The following is an 18422-nucleotide window of genomic DNA, read 5'->3' on the forward strand; positions in this document are numbered from 1 at the left end:
TGTGGGTAAGTCTGGGTATGGTTCGGTAGAGGGGGAGTGAGGATGGACACGGCAGTGTTGCTCGAGCGACTGCGTCGCATCGGCTCCGAGCTGCCGTGGGCTGAGATCAAGGCGGCCGCGCACGGCCTACCGAAGAACGCGGTCGAGACTGTCAGCGCGTTCGCCAACGGATCCGGCGGCACTCTCATCCTCGGCATCGACGAACACCAGGATTTCGCGCCGGTCGAAGGATTCGACCCACTCGCTGCCCGGGATGCACTCGCTGACGCGTGCGCCAACAAGATTGAGCCGCCGTGCCGGGCTGACGTCGTCCTGGAGGAGCACGACGGCCACCCGATCGTGCGGCTCGACGTACCGGAACTTGATCCGGTTGCGAAGCCATGTTTTGTCGTCGCTCGGGGTGCCTATGGCGGCTCATTCATCCGCGGCGGCGACGGTGATCGACGGTTGACCCACTACGAAGTCACCCAATTGCTGTCGAACCGGAGCCAGCCGACTCATGACCGCGACTCGGTGCCTGGGGCGACCTTGGACGACCTCGATCAAGAACTTGTCAGGACGTACCTGGCCAGGGTTCGCCGGCGTTCGCCGCGTCTCGGCCAGGTCGCTGATGATCGCCTGCTGATCAGGTTGGGGGTGGCGAGTCTTGACGAGAAGGGAGAGCCGCATCCGACGTTGGCCGGGTTGCTCTGCCTGGGCGAGTATCCCCAGCAGTTCTATCCGCAGCTCTTTGTCTCCTTCGTCGTGCTGCCCACGACCCGGATGGGCGAGACAGACCCCGCGGGTCGCCGGTTCCTGGACAACGCGACGATCGATGGACCGATTCCTGCGGTGGTTGCTGACGTGATCGCCATGGCAATCCGCAACATGCGTGTCGGTGCAATCATCAGCGGGATCGGTCGTGAAGACCGTTACGACTACCCGCTCGACGTCATCCGGGAGCTAGTGGTCAACGCGATCATGCATCGCGACTACAGCCCCGATGCGCGTGGCGCCCAGATTCAGATCGAGTTGTATCCGGATCGCCTCGTGATCAAGAACCCCGGTGGGTTGTACGGCCCCATTACGATCGGCGACCTCGGCTCCGAGGACCATCAATCCACGTCCCGGAACCAAACCCTGGCAGCCATCCTGGCCGACGTTGAGCTTCCCGGATCGCGTGGAGAGACGCTGTGCGAGAACCGCGGAACCGGGCTGCTCAGCGTGATGGCGGAGCTGCGGCGCGTCGGTATGAGCCCGCCCGACTTCCACATCGAGCCGGGACACATCTCCGTGACCGTTCCTCAACACGCGCTGCTGTCGCCCGAAACAGTCGATTGGATCGGATCACTTGGTCAGAGTGGGCTGACCGACGCGCAACACCTTGCGTTGGCGATGATGCGCAACTCCGGTGTCGCTACCAACGCAACTCTGCAAGCGTGGGGAGTGGACCGTGTCACTGCCGGCGAAGCGCTCCGCGAGCTTGTGGCGCGTGGGATCGCGTTGCGCAGCGGAGGACGGCGCTACGCCAGCTACCGGCTGGCTGAGGACGCCCTCCCCATCGCGATGCCATCGCCGCCGTCGACCCCGACCTCCAGCGGGACACCTGGCGTGGAGGCCGACTTGTCGGCCATCGTCGAGGCGATCCGCGCCGGACACACCAGCAGCCGGGCAATCCAGGACCAACTCGGTATCTCGCAGAGTACGGCCAGCAGGCGCCTGGGTGAGTTGATGAAGCGTGGCCGCGTCAGATCGGTCCATCCCAAGAGGAGCAGCCGACAGGAATACCGGCTGATCGAACCCGAGGAGAAGTGATGGTCAGCGAAGCGCAGTGGGAGCAGATCGCTCTTGATCGACTGGCCGAGCACGGCTGGGAACATCTGGACGGAATCAAGATCGCGCCGGGCGCCGACAACGGCCGCGCCAGCTGGGACGAGTTGATCATGCGTGAACGCACCATGGCGGTGATGCGTCGGCTCAACCCGCAGGTTCCGGCGACCTATCTCCAGCAGGCGTTGGACGAGGTCATCGCGCCGAAGTCACAGGACGCGCGGGCGGAGAACTTCCGGCTGCATCAGATCCTGGTCGACGGCTATCGCGGGTTGAGCTACATCGATGACGACGGCATCGAGCAAACGCCGACGATCCGTCTGGTCAGCAACTCCGTTGAGGACAACGAATTCCTGGCAGTCAACCAGGTCACCATCCGATCCGCAGAAGTCCAGCGACGCTTCGACATCGTGCTCTACCTGAACGGCCTGCCGGTCGTGATCATGGAGCTGAAGAAGGCCGGTTCCGAGCAGGCCGACATCGATGCCGCGTACGGTCAGCTGCAGACGTACCTGCGAGAGTTCCCGCTAGCCTTCCGGTTCTGCGTCGCGACGGTGATCACCGACGGAATTATCGCGCGATACGGCACCCCGTTCACTCCGCTCAATCACTACGCCCCGTGGAACGTGGACGACGACGGACGTCGCCTGACCACGGGCACCGAGGTCACCGATGATGATCTTGGTGTTGAGCTCGAGTACTTGATCGACGGCATCTGCAATCTGGAACGATTCCTACAGCTGCAACGCAACTTCGTCGCCTTCGACACCGACGGTGGTGAGCTGAGCAAGCGGATCGCCAAGCCACACCAGTACTTTGCCGTCACCAAGGCCGTCGGATCCACCGTTGACGCGGTGGAGAGCAACGGTAAGGCCGGCGTCGTCTGGCACACCCAGGGCTCCGGCAAGTCGATGGAGATGGAGCTTTACGCCCACCTCGTCGCACGTCAACGGAAACTGAAGAACCCCACGATCGTCGTCGTCACCGACCGCAACGAGTTGGACAGTCAACTCTTCGAGACCTTCCGGCGTTCGACCCTGCTGTCGGAGGAACCGGTCAAGATCAACTCGCGCAAGCAGTTGCGGGATGAGCTGACGCAACGGATGACCGGCGGCATCTACTTCACCACCCTGCAGAAGTTCGGGCTCACCGAAGTCGAACGCAGCACCGGACAAGATCATGCGCTGCTGAGCGACCGACGCAACATCATCGTCGTAGTCGACGAGGCGCACCGGAGCCACTACGACGATCTCGACGGGTTCGCCCGGCACATCCGCGACGCGCTGCCCAACGCCGCCTTCATCGCTTTCACCGGCACACCGATCTCGTTCGTCGATCGCAACACCCGTGAGGTTTTCGGCAACGTCATCGACACCTACGACCTCACTCGCGCCGTCCAGGACGGGGCGACCGTACCCGTGCACTTCGAGCCGCGACTGATCACCGTCAAACTCGCCGGCAGTGTCACCGAGGAAGATCTGGACGAGGCCGCTGACGAGGCGACGCTCGGCCTGGACGACGTCGAACGCGACCGGATCGAGAAGGCCGTTGCGGTGATCAACGCGGTCTACGGGGCGCCAGTTCGACTAGCCGAACTGGCCAAAGACATCCTCGGGCACTGGGACGAGCGGTCGGCAGCGATGCGTCCGTTCATCGGCTCGCCGGGGAAGGCGTTCATCGTTGGGGCGACGCGGGAGATCTGCGCCAACCTGTACGAGGAGATCGTCAAGCTCCGGCCGGAGTGGCACGACGGCGCGATCGACAAGGGTGTGATCAAAGTCGTCTATTCGGGCGCGACGAAGGATCCTGAGTTGATCATGAAACACGTCCGTCGACAAAGTGATACGAAGGTGATCCAGAAGCGGTTGAAGGACGCCGAGGATCCGTTGCAGATCGTGATTGTCAAGGACATGATGCTGACCGGATTCGACGCGCCGCCACTGCATACGCTGTATCTGGACCGGCCCTTGAAGGGCGCGCTGCTGATGCAGACGCTGGCCCGGGTCAACCGCACCTTCCGCGGCAAGCCGGACGGCCTGCTGGTCGCGTACGCACCCCTGGCAGAGAACCTCAACCGCGCACTCGCCGAATACACCGAAACAGATCAAGCCGAGAAGCCGGTTGGTCGCGACATCGACGAAGCGGTCGCCGCGGCGCGGGAGTTGATCAAGGAACTGGACAACCTGTGCTCGGGATACGACTGGCGCAGCAGGCTGATGGGAGACGCGAAGAGCTCGATCAAGACCGCTACCGGGTTGGCCGACTACCTGCGTTCGCCGGAAACACCGGGCAACCAGGTCGCCGACGGAGAAGAAGCCGTCGGGCATCGCTTTCGCCGACTTGCCAGCCAACTTGCGCGAGCGTGGGCGTTGGCAGCCGGCAGCCAGACCATGGAAGACCTGCGCCAGACCGTACGGTTCTACGAGGACGTCAGGGTCTTCATGGGCAAGTTCGATGCCGCCGAACGGCAGGCGTCGGGGCAACCCGTACCCGAAGAGATCCAGCGCATGCTCTCCGGCCTGGTCGCTTCGTCTGCGGCTACCGGCGAGATCGTCGACATCTATCAGGCTGCTGGCATCCCCAAGCCATCGCTTTCTGATCTTGGTCCGGACTTTGCGGCCAAGGCGCAACATGCGGAGAATCCGCATCTGGCGATCGAGGCGATTCGTGACCTGCTCACCAGTGAGTCCGGAAGCGTCACCCGCAACAACATCGTTCGGCAACGTGCCTTCTCGGAGCGGATCAAGGAGCTGATGAACAAGTACACCAATCAGCAGCTGACCTCGGCCGAAGTAATCGCGGAGCTGATCGAGTTGGCCAAGGAGGTTGCCCAGGAGAGCAACCGGGGCAAGGATTTCGCGCCTCCGCTGTCGCACGACGAGCTGGCGTTCTACGACGTCGTCTACACCAACGAATCGGCCGTTCAGCTGCAGGGCAAGGACGTGCTCGCCCAGATCGCCCGCGAACTGGTCGAGGTGATGCGCCGCGACGTCAAGACCGACTGGACCGTGCGTGATGACGTACGAGCCAAGCTGCGCTCGTCGATCAAACGCCTACTGGTGAAGTACAAGTACCCGCCGGACAAGCAGCCGGCCGCGATCAAGCTGGTGATCGAGCAGATGGAGGTGCTCGCACCGCTGTACGCCGCCTGAGCGACAAATCCAGGCATGACGAGTCGATCGATTTGCCGATCGACGATTCGCCCGAACTCTCAAGATCAACAACACAACCGAAGAGACCCCGCCCGAGAGTTGCGTCCGGCAGAGTGGTGTACGGCTCCCTGGTGAGCGTGTCGTCGGTGTAGATGACGGTCACCGGGTGATCCTTCGAGTGAACCTTCCAAAGCACTCTCGAATGGAGCATCACGATGACCGTCAATCCCAGTATCAACCATGTCGCTGTCGATCCCGCACAGCTGTTGGAGGAACAGCTCGATCAGGCCAGTCCCGATCTGCTACGGCAGATGCTCGGCTCCTTCATCAACACCCTGCTGTCGGCCGAGGCCGATGCGGTGTGTGGCGCTGAGTACGGCGCCGTCAGCCCCGAGCGCACGAATCGTCGTAACGGTTACCGGCACCGTGATTTCGACACGCGAACTGGCACGATCGATGTCGCGATCCCGAAGTTGCGGCAGGGTTCCTACTTCCCCGAATGGCTACTGGAACGCCGCAAACGAGCCGAACGAGCACTCACCAGCGTGGTGGCCACTTGCTACCTGCTCGGGGTGTCCACTCGGCGGATGGACAAGCTCGTCGCCAGCCTCGGTATCACTTCGCTGTCCAAGTCGCAGGTGTCGGAGATGGCTCGTGATCTTGACGATCAAGTCGGCCAGTTCCGCACCCGCCGGCTCGACGGGCCTTACACGTTCGTCGCCGCTGACGCGCTGGTGATCAAGGTCCGCGAAGGCGGCCGAGTGGTCGGCGTCCATGCACTCGTGGCGACCGGCGTCAACAGCGATGGCCACCGTGAAATCCTTGGCCTGCAAGTCACCTCGGCCGAGGACGGGGCCGGCTGGCTGGCCTTCTGGAGGGATCTTGTGGCTCGTGGGCTGACCGGCGTCCGGCTCGTCACCTCCGATGCCCACCAAGGACTCGTGGCCGCCATCGCCGCGACTCTGCCCGGCACGGCCTGGCAACGCTGCCGCACCCACTACGCCGCGAACCTGATGTCGGTCACACCCAAAGCGTCGTGGCCGTGGGTCAAGACCCTGCTGCACTCGATCTATGACCAACCCGACAGTGAAGCCGTCCATGCCCAGTTCGACCGGGTCGTCGACGCCTTGACCGACAAACTCCCCGCCGTCGCCGCTCATCTCGACGACGCCAGAGCCGACATCCTCGCCTTCACCAGCTTCCCCAAAAGAGATCTGGCGACAGATCTGGTCCAACAATCCCAACGAACGCCTCAACCGCGAGATCCGCCGCCGCACCGACGTCGTCGGCATCTTCCCCGACCGCGGCTCCATCATCCGACTCGTCGGCGCCGTACTGGCCGAGCAACACGACGAATGGGCCGAAGGCCGCCGCTACCTGGGCCTCGACGTGCTGGCCCGCAGCCGCGACGCCAAGATCAACAACAACGACAAGGAGAACACCAACGAACTAGCCATCACGGCCTGAAGCCAAAGAACGAAGGATCAAAACCGGTACACCACCTCAAAGGACTTGACCCGCCCGAGTTGCCGCTCGGACGGGGCCAGAAGCAAACCGACTGTGAGGAGTCGATTCATGTCCAACCCTAGCCAACCGCCGTACGGGCAGTTCGGACCGAAGCAGCCGCGGCCGCAACCGTCGCAGTCGCACCAGCCGACCTTCGCCGGTCCGGGAGTGCCGCAGCCGCCGACCGGATCACCAACTCCGCCGCCGAAGAAGCGACGCTGGTATCTGTCGTCACCGGTGATCGGCAGCGCTGCGCTCATCGTCGGATTGATCATCGGCGTGGCCGCCGGCGGCGGCTCCGATACCCCTGCCCAGCCGTCCGCGACCAAGACCATCACCGTTCCAGGACCGACGACAACCGTGACCGCGACAGCCAAGAGCAAGTCGACATCGACAAAGACCGTGACCGCGAAGCCCAAGCCTGCGCCGACCAAGACAGTCACCGTTACCGCCAAGCCCAACGATGAGTCGGGCAGTTCGGGTGGTGGGACTGTAATTTTAACGGTGTAACTCCTGAGACGAAGGAGACACCTGTGACTGACGTGACGAGTAGGGATGTGGCTGCTGCTGACGGGCAGGAGCTGTCGGCCAGCGATCAGCAGCTGGTGCGCGAGCTGACCGATCGGGCCCGGGCCAACGGGTTGCAGCTGACCGGTCAGGGCGGCTTGCTGGGCCGGCTGACGAAGATGATCGTCGAGGGCGCCCTGGAGGGTGAGATGGATGATCACCTGGGGTATGCCAAGCATGATCCGGTCGGCCGGGACGGCGGTAACTCCCGCAACGGCTACCGGGCCAAGACGCTGTTGACCGAAGCCGGGCCGGTTGATGTTTCGGTGCCGCGGGACCGGGACGGCAGTTTCGAGCCGACGATCGTGGCGAAGCGGCAGCGGCGACTGTCTGGGGTGGAGGACCTAGTGATCTCGCTGTCGGCGAAGGGACTCACGACCGGGGAGATTTCGGCGCACCTCGCCGAGGTGTATGGGGCGGAGGTGTCGAAACAGACGATCTCGACGATCACCGACCGGGTGATGGAGGGGCTGGCCGCCTGGCAGTCTCGTCCGTTGGACCCGGTGTATGCGGTGCTGTTCATCGACGCGATCCAGGTCAAGATCCGGGAGGGTGAGGTCTGCAACCGGCCGATCTACCTGGCCCTGGGTGTCACCGCCGACGGTGAGCGTGACGTGCTCGGCCTGTGGGCCGGTGAGCACGGCGACGGGGAAGGTGCCAAGTACTGGCTGCGAGTGCTGACCGAGATCAAGAATCGTGGCACCAACGATGTGTGCATGCTGGTCTGCGACGGGCTGACCGGACTCCCTGACGCGGTGTCGGCGGTGTGGGACAAGACGATCGTGCAGACCTGCATCGTGCATCTGCTGCGGAACTCGTTCAAATACGCCTCGAAGAAGGACTGGGGGTCGGTCGCCAAGGACCTGAAACCGGTGTATACCGCCGCCTCCGAGGCCGAAGCGCTGGACCGGTTCGCCGACTTCAGCTCCAAGTGGGAGAAGCGTTACCCGGCGATCATCCGGCTGTGGACCAACGCTTGGGCAGAGTTCGTCCCATTCCTGCAGTTCGACCGCGAAATCCGCACCGTGATCTGCACGACGAATGCGATCGAGTCGATCAACGCCCGACTCCGGCGAGCGGTCAATGCCCGCGGTCATTTCCCCACCGAGCAGGCAGCGCTGAAGTGCCTGTACCTGGCGATCATGAGTCTCGATCCGACCGGCCGAGGACGCAAACGCTGGACCAACCGATGGAAGGCAGCACTCAACGCCTTCGACATCACCTTCGACGGACGCCTATCCGCCGGACGCAACTAACAAGATCAAAAATCAGTTACACCGAAAACTTGACAGACCCCGGGTGGTGGCCAGACCCCCGACGGCACCTACCTGGTCGGCTCGGAGATCGCGCCGGGCAACTACAAGTCCTCAGGCGGAGGCGGTTCGCTCTGCTACGCAGACACCCAGACCGAGTCGGGAAAGATCCTGCAGCAGGAGGTGTCCCAAGGGGAACCTGTGGTGATCAGGATTACCTCGCAGGCGTACACGTTTGAGGCCAGCGGCTGGCGCAAGGTTGGCTGAGCGAACCTCGAGGCCACCAGCGGGAAAGAGCCCGGTGTCGGCGTGTCGAAGCGCGGCTTCCCGATTTCAGCCGTCGGTATGAACTGGTCCGCGGAATCTTGCCGCTCTACCCGGCTCCGGGACACCTTGAAAATCGAACATGGGAGTTGCAATTTTCAAGGTGTCGTAGCCGGATGATCGACAGACCCAAGGATGACGCCCGGCTCCAATCGGCCCTTGCTCGGTCGCCTGTCGTTGTGCTCTCCGGCCCACGGCAAGTCGGAAAGTCAACGCTGGCACGGCAATTGCAACCCTGGTACGCAAACCTCGCCATGCGGCAGGTCCGGGCCCCGAAGGTGTACGTCCGTGATCCCGGCTTGCTGCACAGGTTGTTGCAGCTCACGGATCGAGAGGATCTGCTCGGTCACCCCAAAGCCGGCGCCAGTTGGGAAGGCTTCATCATCGAGCAGTTCCTCGCTGCTGCTGACGTAGCCGATCCGCACTTCTGGGCAACCCACAGTGTCGCCTGCCAGGAGGAAGGGACCACCGGTTTGCCATGAGGATGGGACCGGGTTCGTCCCCGGTGGTCGACCGTGGGACCGATGATTGCTGATGGGTGGGGTTCTGGTCAATCCTGCTGGTCGGACTCGGCTGGTTTGCCGCGTCGGGGCCGTTGTCGTTGGCGGTAGGACTCGCCTTCGACGACGAGTTCGTAGGCGGCTGATTGGAACCGGTCCATCGCGGATTGGGCGAGCAGCGGGTCGGCCATCATGGTCAGGATTTCGGGTGGCTCGCGGTTGCTGGTGATGATCATGGAGCCTTTGCGGTGTCGTTCGACGATGAGTTCGTAGAAGTCGCTGGTTTCGGTGGTTTCGAGGCGGTGCAGGGCGAGGTCGTCCATGATCAACAAGTCGACGCGGTGGAGTTTACGCATCTCGTCGTCGTAACTGCCGTCGAGCCGGGCGCCGCGGAGTCGTTTGAACAGTTTGTCGGCGCGTTCGGCGTGCACGCTGTGGTGACGTCTGACGGCGATGTGGCCGAGTGCGTTGGCCAGGAACGTCTTCCCGACGCCGACGGGTCCCATGATCAGAACGTTGTAGGCATCGGCCAGGAACCTCAGTGAGGTGAGTTCCTGCCATAGGTCCTGATCGAAGCTGGCCGGCGTGGTGTCGTCCCAGGCCTGGAGCTGCATCTGCGGGTCGAGGTGGGCTGCTTTGGCGCGGCGTTGGGCGGATTGGCGGTCGCGGCGGGTGACTTCGTCGGAGAAGATCATTTCCAGGAAGTCGTGGTGCGGCATCCGGTTCGACCGTGCCAACGCGAGCCGGTCGGGCAGGGTGTCGAGGAGTTGACCGAGTTTCAACCGACGCATCAACGACTTCAACTCCGGGGTGACCTCGATCGGCTTGACCGCAGGCTCGGCATCCGGTCGACGACTCGCGCGCTGGCTCGTGCTCATGGCAACCTCCGGACCGTCTCCGACGACGAGTCGGAACCTGCTGTTGATCTTGAAAGTGTTGGTCTCGACGTTGATCTTGATGTTGACGTTGATCGCCGGATGGCGAAGTCGCCGGTGTCTCGGACGAACCGGGACGGCGCTGACACCGATCTCGCTGGACCCGGTGTCGCCGAGTCCGCTGTTGCTGGCAGCAGCGTGGGCTGGGCCTGGATGGCTTGGGTGGTGGCGCGGGTGAGCATGCGGTCGATCAGGCCGATGTCGATGACTTCGGCTTCCAACGCCCGCCGGCAGGCGTCATCGACCGCTTCTGGGCCGTGGCGTTTGACCAGGCCGAGGAGCCGGTAGACCTGCCGCATCTTGGTCCACGGCAACGGATGCTCCAACACCTGCGCGGCATAGACACCGATGTGGTCGCCGTGGATCGCGGCTTTGCGTTGCAGGGCGTCGATATCACGCATCGCATAGACCGACTGATGCGCCGGCAGATCAGCCGGATCGGTCTGCCGACGACCAGGTCCCACCCTCGGGTGGACCTTGATCAACTCGGCCCGCCAGTACAGCTTCACCGTCGCCGCATCGGCGCGGGCGGTGATCCGTTGCCCGATCAGATCGCCCGGGACGCTATAGAGGGCCTTGGCGACCTGGACGTGCCGGTCCGGGGCCACCTTCGGCCGGGTCCAGGACGGCACGTCGAACGGCGTCACAGGGCGGGCCAGCAGCTTCGGCTGCTCGTCGGCGGTGAACACCTCCACCGGATGGAGCCGGGTCGTGCCATGGACCCGCATCCCGGCGGTCTCAGCACACCACCGCTCGGCCCGAGCCCGGCAATCGTCCAGGCCGTTGAACGACTCGCCGGCGAAGAAGTTCGAGCGCGCATACTGCACGCACCGCTCGACCCTCGGTTTGTCCTGCGGGCTGCGGACCCGGGCCGGATCGACCACGAACCCGCGGGACTCGGCATACTCCCGGAACGATTCGTTCAACCGCGGATCGGTCGCGTCCGCGCGGTCGACGATGGCCTTCATGTTGTCCGGAATCACCACCGCGAACACGCCGTCGAAGAACTCCCACGCCGCCTCGAACCCGGCAATCACCTCCTGCAATGTTTCACCGAAGGTCGGATAGACGAACATGTGCCGCGAATAGACCGCGGTGAAGATCAACCCCTTCGTCACCCGACGACGAACCTGACCGGAACCATGATCAACTTCGATCATCCCGAGTCGTCCGAAGTCGACCTGCAACTCTGCACCCGGCTCACAATCAGCGACTCGAACCGTGGCCCGCCGACGACCGAAGTCCAACTCACTGTGAGATTTCCCCGAAATCGTGAAGGGTTTCGGTTTAGGCCGCTGCCGGTTGGTCAGCGGTGATCATCTCGTATTGGTCGGGTGGCAGCAAGGCCGCGCCGCTGTGCCGTCGTTGGACGTTGTAGAACTGGTGGCACCAGGCCAGGACGACAGCCCTGGCTTGGGCTTTGGTTTCGAAGTGGTGGCGGGACAGGACTTCGTGTTCGAGGGTGGAGAAGAACGACTCCGCTGCCGCGTTGTCGAAACAGGATCCGACCCGTCCCATCGACTGTCGGATCCCGAGTTTCTTCTTACACAGCAGGGAAAAGTCCTTCGCTGTATACGTTGATCCACGGTCGGAGTGGAAGATCACACCCTCGATGTGGTCCCGGCCACCGCGGACCGCCGCGGCGATCTTGATCGCATCACAGACCAATGGCGCGTCGGGGTGATCGCTGATCGGGCAGGCCAGCAGCTTGCGCGAGAACAAGTCGATCACCGTGGCCATGTAGAGCTTGCCCTCATCGGTCGGAATCTCAGTGATATCGCCACACCATTTGCAGTTCGGCGCCCGGGCGGAGAAGTCCCGCTGCACCAGGTCCGGGAACTTGGCCGCCTTGCGGTCCTGCTTGGTCAATCCCTTACGGTGTTTGCGTTTTCTGCCCTGCAGGCCTTGGCGGGTCATCGAGTCGGCGACCGTGTTGTGGCCCACCCTCCAGCCGGCATCGACCAGATCCCGGTGGATCCGCGGTGAGCCGTAGGTACGACCGGACGCCTCAAACATGGCCAGCACCGCAGCATCCAGCTCGCGGCGCCGCTGCTGTCGGTCGGTGACCGGGGACTTGATCCACTTGTAGAACCAGCCCACACTCAGGCCGAGGATGGCGCAGCAGACCGCGATCGGGACGCGGTAGAAGGTCCTCTGGTCGGCGATGAAGCGTGCCACGCTCACCTCATCGCCTCCTTCACCCACAGGACCACGGAACGCTTGAGAACATCACGCTCCATCCGCAGCTCGGCGTTCTCAGAGCGCAGCCGCTTCAACTCGTCAAGATCATCTTTGGACAGGCTATTGACGCCTTCACGCTGTTCACGGTCCCGGGCCACCCAGTTGCCCAGGGTGCCCTCGTTGACCCCCAGGTCACGGGCGACCTGCGCGATCGACTTGTTGGACTCGTGCACCAGCCGCACAGCGCCCTCGCGGAACTCCGCGTCGAACTTCCGTCGCTTCTCTGGCATGACAACTCCTCATAGTGCATGCCTTCACGAAAGTGGGGGATTTCCACTGGTCGCATACCGATTCAGGGTCCGATACGACACCACCACACCCCGACGACCCAACAAGATGTTGATCTTGGTCAACGTCAGGCCCTGATCCAACCAGGCCTTGAGTTGATCATGATGAACAGCGATCGTCTCCCACGCCTCACCCTTGCCGTTGGGACGCTTGCTACGAACTCCACCGACCACCGCGGTGATCAACTCACTGGTCAGCTGGGACGCGTCCCCGTCACGGTCCAGGCCGTGGGACTGCGCCATCTCCACATACCGGCGGACCGTCTTCCGATCGGTGCCCGACAACCGGGCCACCTCCCGCAGACCGGTACCCGCCAGCCACAATCGCAAGATCTCTCGGATCTCGACCACCGAAACCTCCCGGAAGCTCATAGGGCCAATAGATCGGCCGAACAACCGAGACCCCGGCAGGCGCGCCAACGGTGGTCCCATCACTGGCAAAACCGTCAGCCAGGTGGTCCCATCACTGGCAAACCAGTGGTCCCATCCTCATGGCAAAACCGGCTCCGAAGCGGTCCCTTCCCGCTGGCAACCGACACCAAACGTTGTCCTTCCCCCCTCGGAGACTTGCTGCCGTGCGCATGTCCCCTATCCCACGGAAGGTTACGGTCAACCGCATAGCGAAGCTCCGATGGCGCCGGTCTTGTGACCTCGGCAGGCTCGAAGATTTCGATGGCTCGCCAATAGTTGATGGCGCGAATGCGCGGGTCTCGGTCGGGTCGCATGGGTTGACCCCCGTCAGTCACGATGGGCCGGTTCCTCGTCGCCGGACTCCAGATCGTCATCGAACACGAAGCACTGTAGAGGGACGCGGGGACAGTCAAACCGCGGGCGAGCATTCCCGGGAAACCGCATCAGCGTACGTGCAGGGCAGCGCGCTGGCGGTGGAGGCTCGCTGGCCAGCTGAGGCCGCGTCGGCGTACCGCAACCGCATCTAGCCTGAATCCAGTTAGCCTAACGGGAGTTTGGCTAACATGAGGGTGTGCCAAAGCCACCAACCATCTTCGATCGCGACGCCGAATGGGACGACCTCACCCGATTCGTCGAGGACCCGGCGCCCGGGCTGCGGATCGGGATCGTGAGAGGGCGCCGCCGATACGGAAAGTCGTTCCTGCTGGAACATCTATGCGCCCAGCTCGGTGGCGTGTACACGCTGGCCGTTCGGCAGAGCCGGACGATGGGGATCCAACGGTTCATCAACGCCGTGTCGGACGCGGTCGGCTTGCCGCTGGGCCGGTTCGACACCTGGGAGGGCGCACTCGAGGCCGCTATCGAAGCCGGCGTCCGGACTGCTGGTGACCGAATCCCCGTACTTGTGGTGGACGAATTCCCGTACCTGGAATCGCAGGCGCCAGAGCTGTTGAGCGTGATCCAGGCGATCTACGATCGGCGCGGACCGTCATCGGGGCATCCGTCGTACAAGTTGATCTTGTGTGGGTCGGCACTATCGGTGATGTCTCGATTGGTCATGGGTGATCAGGCACTGTACGGGCGGACCGCTCTTGATCTGAGGATCGGCACCTTCGACTTCCGGGACACTGCCAGCTATTGGGGCGCGGACCCTGAGACAGCACTCTTGATCGATGCCACGATCGGCGGCGTTCCCGGGTATCGCGACGTGATCGGTCGGCCGCCGGCTGCGGGCAAGAAGGGCTTCGCGACCTGGCTCTCAGGCAGCCTGCTCAACCCATCGCATGCGTTGTTCAACGAACCGGACTACCTTCTCGCCGAAGACCCAAAGCTCACCGACCGCGCACTTGTTTACGCCATCTGGGAAGCGGTCGCGCAGGGTGCAACGACACCGACCAAGATCGGCGGGATCGTCGGGCTGGAAACGAAATCGCTGGACTACTACCTGCGCCTGATGCGTGCAGCAGGGTTCCTCCGACATGATCAGGATCTGCTGTTGCAACGCCGACCTGTGATCACCATCGCCGACCCGGTCGTACGATTCCACAACCTGATCGTCCGGCCAAACCTGGCAGACCTCGAGCTCCGCAACACCCAGCTTGCCTGGCAACGATCCGAGACGACCTTCGACGCCAAGGTTCTCGGGCCACACTTCGAGGAGCTTGTCCGCGCATGGGCAACCCGTTACGGCCGTGCCGAAGGCAAACTCGACATCGGCCATGTTGGCACCACCGTGATTGCCTGTCGGGAGCACCGGGGGCACGAGGTCGACCTGGTTGCCCTGGACTCGGAATCAACCCCTCGACGCAAGGGCGGCCGGATCAGTGTGATCGGCGAAGCCAAGGCAACTACTCAACCGCGCGGCGAAGCCGACCTCGTACGGCTCGAGCATGTCCGCGATTTGCTTACGGCACAGGGATGGCAGGCAGATTCAGCCCGGTTGCTCCTGGCATCGCGGTCCGGGTTCCGACCTGAACTGCGGACCAACTCACCGGCGATCCTTCTCGACCTGCACGATCTGTACGGCCGCTGAGCAGTGTGCGGCTATCCCGGACGACCGACACCGCGGGTGCTGCGGCCGACCGACGTGACGAGGGCGCGGTGGAGCTTGACCGAGTCGCTGAGTCGGTGGCGCAGGGCGCGCTCGAGGCCACCGATCGTGACCAGCGGATCGTGGTCCGGCCAGTCAACGGCCCGTCCAAGATCAACTTCGGCAAGGTCGTCGACCGCACTCACACACGGAGTCATGTCGCGACGTCAGCTTGAGCGATTCATGATCAACTTCACCGTCGGCAGATCTGCGGGTGCCCAGTGCAGACCCGTCAACCTCGAGCGTGGCAGCCACCTGAGCTCGGCATGCTCAGTGAGTTTCGGAATCCCGGTGATCAAGCTGCAGTAGTACGTGGTCAGCGTCACGAGGCCGAAGTCGTACTCGTGAGTCGTCGAGATGATCTTCTCGCCGACCTGTACCTCGCAGTCGAGCTCCTCGCGGATCTCCCGGCGTAGCGCCGCCCGTGCGGACTCACTCGGTTCGATCTTGCCGCCGGGGAACTCCCAGCGGCCGGACAGCTCTCCCTCGGATCCGCGCTGTGCGCACAGAACCTGCCCGTCGCGTACGATCACCGCCCCAACGACGTTGATCAACTTCTCCGTCGGCGTCTGGCGCATGACGGTAGCTTAGGCACCAAGATCACGCCGCATTTGTTCCCGCCGAGACTGCGCGAATCGAACCGCCAGGGCAGCATATATATACGAGGTGTCCGTATATACTCAGCGCCATGAAGCGTCTGATCGACATCGATGACGACGCGTTGGAGCGCGCGCGAAAGACGCTCGGGCTGCCAACCATCAAGGCGACCGTGAACGCCGCGTTGCGACTGGCCGCCGGCGACCCGGTCGCCGGCGAGACTCGGCCCGGAATCGACGACGCCATCGATGCCTTGGCGGGCATCGAGTTCGACGAACGGGCCACGGCGTGGCGCTGAGTCTGTTCGCCCGATCACGATGAACTTCTTGGTCGACACCAGCGTCCTGACTCGGATGCGCGTCGAGCCGGTTCAGACCGCTCTGCGCGAGCTATCCGTCGCCGGGCGACTGGGGCGCTGCGCGATGACCGACCTCGAGTTGGGGTTCTCCGCCCGAAATGGCCACGAGTGGGACACGATTGTCCGTGCACTCGCCGCGTTCACCCGCGTCGAGGTGGCGGCCAGAGACTTTCGGCGGGCCGAGCAGGTCCAGCGGTCGTTGGCCGATGCCGGATTGAAGGGCCGCAAGGTGCCCGACCTGATCAGCGCCGCCGTCGCCGAGCGGCGCGGCTGGGAACTGGTCCACTACGACCATGACTTCGAACACATCACAGGGGCGACTGGGCAGCCACATCGTTGGATCGTCGCGGCCGGATCGATCGATTGAACCGTCGAGACGGCAGCTGCGAAGTCGCTGCCACGGCGTCCGCGTTCCGTCACCCGGTCGGGCCTTGACACAATCGCGCCATGCGAATGCGGTTCGACCCCAGCACCGGCGCAGACGAGGCCGCGTTCTACGCCGCCAGGGACGCACTGCTGGACGAGTTCGAAGGATGGCGAGCCGGACGGGGCGATCCCGACAGCGGGATGGTGGTGTCCGACGCGGCCCTGTTCCTGGACTGGCGGTACAACTATTCGACCGGCGTGCTCGACGACTACGACGGGCAGGATCTCGACGAATTCCTGCTCGGCTGGTGCCCGCGGAAGTTGACCGCGCCGCCCGACATGGCGCCCCAACTGTGTCGCGACGTGGGCCAGTTGATCAACTTCCTGGCCGCAACCGGCAGGCTCGTGGGTGGAAGTCGTCGGGCCACCGCGCTGACTGCGTACGCCAATGAGCTCGCCCCTCGGGTCCGCCGGGCCATGGACGATCCGTCCAACTTCGGGATGGCGAAGTCGATCTTCGCCGGCGTCGATCTCGATGCCATGCCGAGCGTCGACGACCCGGAGGCGATGCAGCAGTTCCTCGATCAGAAGATGGCCGAGTTGAACGCGCTACCGTACGAGGAGCGAAAGGCGCTCACCGATCCGGATATCTCGGATGATCTTGGAACCGCGCCGGCGCCGTATCTGCACATCTCGCCAACGACTGCCGAGCTCGAGCGGGCCGCCGTTGCCGCGCCGATCACGGGCAAGATCGAGGCGCTGCGGGACTATCTCGGAGCCGAGGGCAAGGCGCTGACCAATACCGGCAATCTCAAACTGGTAGACGGCAAGGCGCTGGTCGACCTGCTGGACACCGGTGATCAGGTCGACCCGGCGATCGGTGACCGGACCTTCAAGACAACCTCGTCTGCCGACCTGCGCCGGTTGCGGTTGATCGTCGAACTCGCCAAGTCCGCGGGAGCGGTACGGGTGTACCGGCGACGACTCGTGCCCGTCAAAGGGTGGTCCAGGCGGGATCCGACCGATCGGGCTTCCGGCGTCGTCACCGCAGCGGCGGTGGAAGGCCCGTTATGGCTGTCGTTCGGCGGCGCGCGCGTTGAGAGTCTGTTGATGGAGTACGTCGATGACGCTCTGCCGCATTGGCTCACCATGCTGCTCCCGAGCGACGTGCTGCCGTTTGACGAGGTCGCCGACGTTCTCGGCAACCTGATCTCCGACGAGGTTGAACCCAGGCCGCCGTATTGGACGGCGGAGCGGATCGTCCAATCAGTCGCCGACAATCTTGCTCGCTCGATCGAGGTGCTGGAACTGGTCGGCGCGATCCGCTGGAACGATCGCGAACAGGTCACCTCCGAGTTCGGACAGATCCGCCAACGTGGCGGGGCCTTGTCGCTGACCGCTCTCGGACGACACGTCGTCTCCAGGATCGCGAGCGAGGTCGGATATCCGATTCAGAGAGTTGATCTTGCTGATGCGGAGCCGAGTGAGCTGTTTGCCGCCATCGAACAGGTGAATGAAGCGGACCTGCCGGGCTTGATTGCTTCCTGGCAACCGAACCTGGCGCCGAAGGATCGTGCTCGGCGAATTGCCGAGGCGGTCGCTCGCGCCGCGATGCCGCGGGAGCGGCTGGCTGGAATGGCTGTGCTGGATGAGATCGGGACCGAGGCATCCGAACCGTACGTGCGTCAACTACTTGACGGTCCGCTGGCGGGCCACGCGGCATCGTGGTTGCTGGCCCACGATCTTGCAGACGTGGACGAGGTCGGCGACTACATCGACGCCGGCTTCGTCATCGACCTCTTGGCGACCTGCCAGGACGACCCTGAAGAGCTGTGCGCACTCTTCCTGCACGAGTCGCCGGCCGGCGGGCCGGACGAGTTGCTGGACCAGATGTGGCAACACGACGCACCGGAGACGGAAGTCGTGCTGGAGGTGCTAGGGCAGCACCTCACCGATCGGCGACTGGCCAAGGCGGCCCGCAAGGCGCTGTTCAAGCACCGCAGCCGGGCCGCCCAACACTGACCTCG

At 63.7% G+C, this 18422-nt stretch carries 16 protein-coding genes and 1 pseudogene; 10 read left to right on the forward strand and 7 right to left on the reverse strand.

What is annotated here, in order from left to right; genetic code table 11:
• The first annotated feature begins 42 nt into the window (after nt 1-42).
• From FOE78_RS02160 to FOE78_RS24650, 6 genes and pseudogenes are all read left to right on the forward strand, one after another.
• A complete protein-coding gene (locus FOE78_RS02160; protein WP_143984867.1) occupies nt 43-1794 on the forward strand; it encodes an ATP-binding protein in 1752 nt (583 codons plus the stop codon).
• Entirely contained in the window at nt 1794-4961 is a 3168-nt protein-coding gene (locus tag FOE78_RS02165) for a type I restriction endonuclease subunit R (protein WP_143984868.1), read from the forward strand. Before FOE78_RS02160 ends, FOE78_RS02165 begins: the two co-directional genes overlap by 1 nt.
• A gap of 215 nt (nt 4962-5176) precedes the next feature.
• A pseudogene (locus FOE78_RS02170) lies at nt 5177-6428 on the forward strand (IS256 family transposase).
• A gap of 108 nt (nt 6429-6536) precedes the next feature.
• The gene (locus FOE78_RS23710) at nt 6537-6977 is read left to right on the forward strand and encodes a hypothetical protein (protein ID WP_210414761.1); all 441 of its coding nucleotides are present in this window, start codon (nt 6537-6539) and stop codon (nt 6975-6977) included.
• A gap of 71 nt (nt 6978-7048) precedes the next feature.
• A complete protein-coding gene (locus tag FOE78_RS02180) occupies nt 7049-8290 on the forward strand; it encodes an IS256 family transposase (protein ID WP_168207653.1) in 1242 nt (413 codons plus the stop codon).
• A 575-nt stretch (nt 8291-8865) separates the two neighbouring features.
• Entirely contained in the window at nt 8866-9093 is a 228-nt protein-coding gene (locus FOE78_RS24650; protein WP_407662603.1) for a DUF4143 domain-containing protein, read from the forward strand.
• A gap of 68 nt (nt 9094-9161) precedes the next feature.
• Here the strand turns inward: FOE78_RS24650 and FOE78_RS02190 are convergent, their stop codons facing one another.
• The 5 genes from FOE78_RS02190 to FOE78_RS02210 form a co-directional block, all read right to left on the reverse strand.
• A complete protein-coding gene (locus FOE78_RS02190) occupies nt 9162-9989 on the reverse strand; it encodes an ATP-binding protein (RefSeq protein WP_143984871.1) in 828 nt (275 codons plus the stop codon).
• Complete coding sequence (locus FOE78_RS02195) at nt 9986-11233, reverse strand: Mu transposase domain-containing protein (protein WP_210414762.1); 1248 nt, start codon at nt 11231-11233, stop codon at nt 9986-9988. Before FOE78_RS02195 ends, FOE78_RS02190 begins: the two co-directional genes overlap by 4 nt.
• Nucleotides 11234-11333: 100 nt before the next feature.
• Nucleotides 11334-12230, reverse strand: coding sequence for an IS3 family transposase (locus FOE78_RS02200; protein ID WP_143984784.1), 897 nt, complete (start codon nt 12228-12230; stop codon nt 11334-11336).
• Nucleotides 12227-12517: a transposase gene (locus FOE78_RS02205; RefSeq protein ID WP_143984785.1), complete on the reverse strand. Its 291-nt coding sequence runs from the start codon at nt 12515-12517 to the stop codon at nt 12227-12229. Before FOE78_RS02205 ends, FOE78_RS02200 begins: the two co-directional genes overlap by 4 nt.
• Before the next feature lie 24 nt (nt 12518-12541).
• Nucleotides 12542-12946: a helix-turn-helix domain-containing protein gene (locus FOE78_RS02210; protein ID WP_210414763.1), complete on the reverse strand. Its 405-nt coding sequence runs from the start codon at nt 12944-12946 to the stop codon at nt 12542-12544.
• 610 nt (nt 12947-13556) lie between these two features.
• On the opposite strand from FOE78_RS02210, the gene FOE78_RS02215 reads away from it, so the two are divergent.
• Complete coding sequence (locus FOE78_RS02215; protein WP_143984872.1) at nt 13557-15017, forward strand: ATP-binding protein; 1461 nt, start codon at nt 13557-13559, stop codon at nt 15015-15017.
• A gap of 11 nt (nt 15018-15028) precedes the next feature.
• Here the strand turns inward: FOE78_RS02215 and FOE78_RS02220 are convergent, their stop codons facing one another.
• A complete protein-coding gene (locus FOE78_RS02220; RefSeq protein ID WP_143984873.1) occupies nt 15029-15220 on the reverse strand; it encodes a hypothetical protein in 192 nt (63 codons plus the stop codon).
• Nucleotides 15221-15241: 21 nt separating this feature from the next.
• Nucleotides 15242-15652 (reverse strand): (deoxy)nucleoside triphosphate pyrophosphohydrolase, encoded by a 411-nt coding sequence (locus FOE78_RS02225; protein ID WP_143984874.1) that lies wholly within the window; start codon nt 15650-15652, stop codon nt 15242-15244.
• A gap of 110 nt (nt 15653-15762) precedes the next feature.
• On the opposite strand from FOE78_RS02225, the gene FOE78_RS02230 reads away from it, so the two are divergent.
• The 3 genes from FOE78_RS02230 to FOE78_RS02240 all read left to right on the forward strand — a co-directional run bounded on the left by FOE78_RS02230 (nt 15763) and on the right by FOE78_RS02240 (nt 18417).
• Nucleotides 15763-15969 (forward strand): type II toxin-antitoxin system VapB family antitoxin, encoded by a 207-nt coding sequence (locus tag FOE78_RS02230; RefSeq protein ID WP_143984875.1) that lies wholly within the window; start codon nt 15763-15765, stop codon nt 15967-15969.
• Between the two features lie 28 nt (nt 15970-15997).
• Nucleotides 15998-16396 carry a PIN domain-containing protein gene (locus FOE78_RS02235; RefSeq protein WP_168207332.1) on the forward strand — a complete coding sequence of 133 codons (399 nt, stop codon included), beginning with the start codon at nt 15998-16000 and terminating at the stop codon, nt 16394-16396.
• 80 nt (nt 16397-16476) lie between these two features.
• Nucleotides 16477-18417 carry a hypothetical protein gene (locus tag FOE78_RS02240; protein ID WP_143984877.1) on the forward strand — a complete coding sequence of 647 codons (1941 nt, stop codon included), beginning with the start codon at nt 16477-16479 and terminating at the stop codon, nt 18415-18417.
• Nucleotides 18418-18422 lie beyond the last annotated feature (5 nt).

The sequence above is a fragment of the Microlunatus elymi genome (genome assembly GCF_007362775.1).
Taxonomy (GTDB): Bacteria; Actinomycetota; Actinomycetes; order Propionibacteriales; family Propionibacteriaceae; genus Microlunatus; species Microlunatus elymi.

What these genes read in the sequence shown, in the direction of transcription:
- FOE78_RS23710 (WP_210414761.1), top strand. Translation starts at nt 6,537, where the DNA reads ATGTCCAACCCTAGCCAACCGCCGTACGGGCAGTTCGGACCGAAGCAG.
- FOE78_RS02165 (WP_143984868.1), top strand. Translation starts at nt 1,794, where the DNA reads ATGGTCAGCGAAGCGCAGTGGGAGCAGATCGCTCTTGATCGACTGGCC.
- FOE78_RS02240 (WP_143984877.1), top strand. Translation starts at nt 16,477, where the DNA reads ATGCGAATGCGGTTCGACCCCAGCACCGGCGCAGACGAGGCCGCGTTC.
- FOE78_RS02205 (WP_143984785.1), bottom strand. Translation starts at nt 12,517, where the DNA reads ATGCCAGAGAAGCGACGGAAGTTCGACGCGGAGTTCCGCGAGGGCGCT.
- FOE78_RS02225 (WP_143984874.1), bottom strand. Translation starts at nt 15,652, where the DNA reads ATGCGCCAGACGCCGACGGAGAAGTTGATCAACGTCGTTGGGGCGGTG.
- FOE78_RS02230 (WP_143984875.1), top strand. Translation starts at nt 15,763, where the DNA reads ATGAAGCGTCTGATCGACATCGATGACGACGCGTTGGAGCGCGCGCGA.
- FOE78_RS02160 (WP_143984867.1), top strand. Translation starts at nt 43, where the DNA reads ATGGACACGGCAGTGTTGCTCGAGCGACTGCGTCGCATCGGCTCCGAG.
- FOE78_RS24650 (WP_407662603.1), top strand. Translation starts at nt 8,866, where the DNA reads ATGCGGCAGGTCCGGGCCCCGAAGGTGTACGTCCGTGATCCCGGCTTG.
- FOE78_RS02190 (WP_143984871.1), bottom strand. Translation starts at nt 9,989, where the DNA reads ATGAGCACGAGCCAGCGCGCGAGTCGTCGACCGGATGCCGAGCCTGCG.
- FOE78_RS02210 (WP_210414763.1), bottom strand. Translation starts at nt 12,946, where the DNA reads ATGAGCTTCCGGGAGGTTTCGGTGGTCGAGATCCGAGAGATCTTGCGA.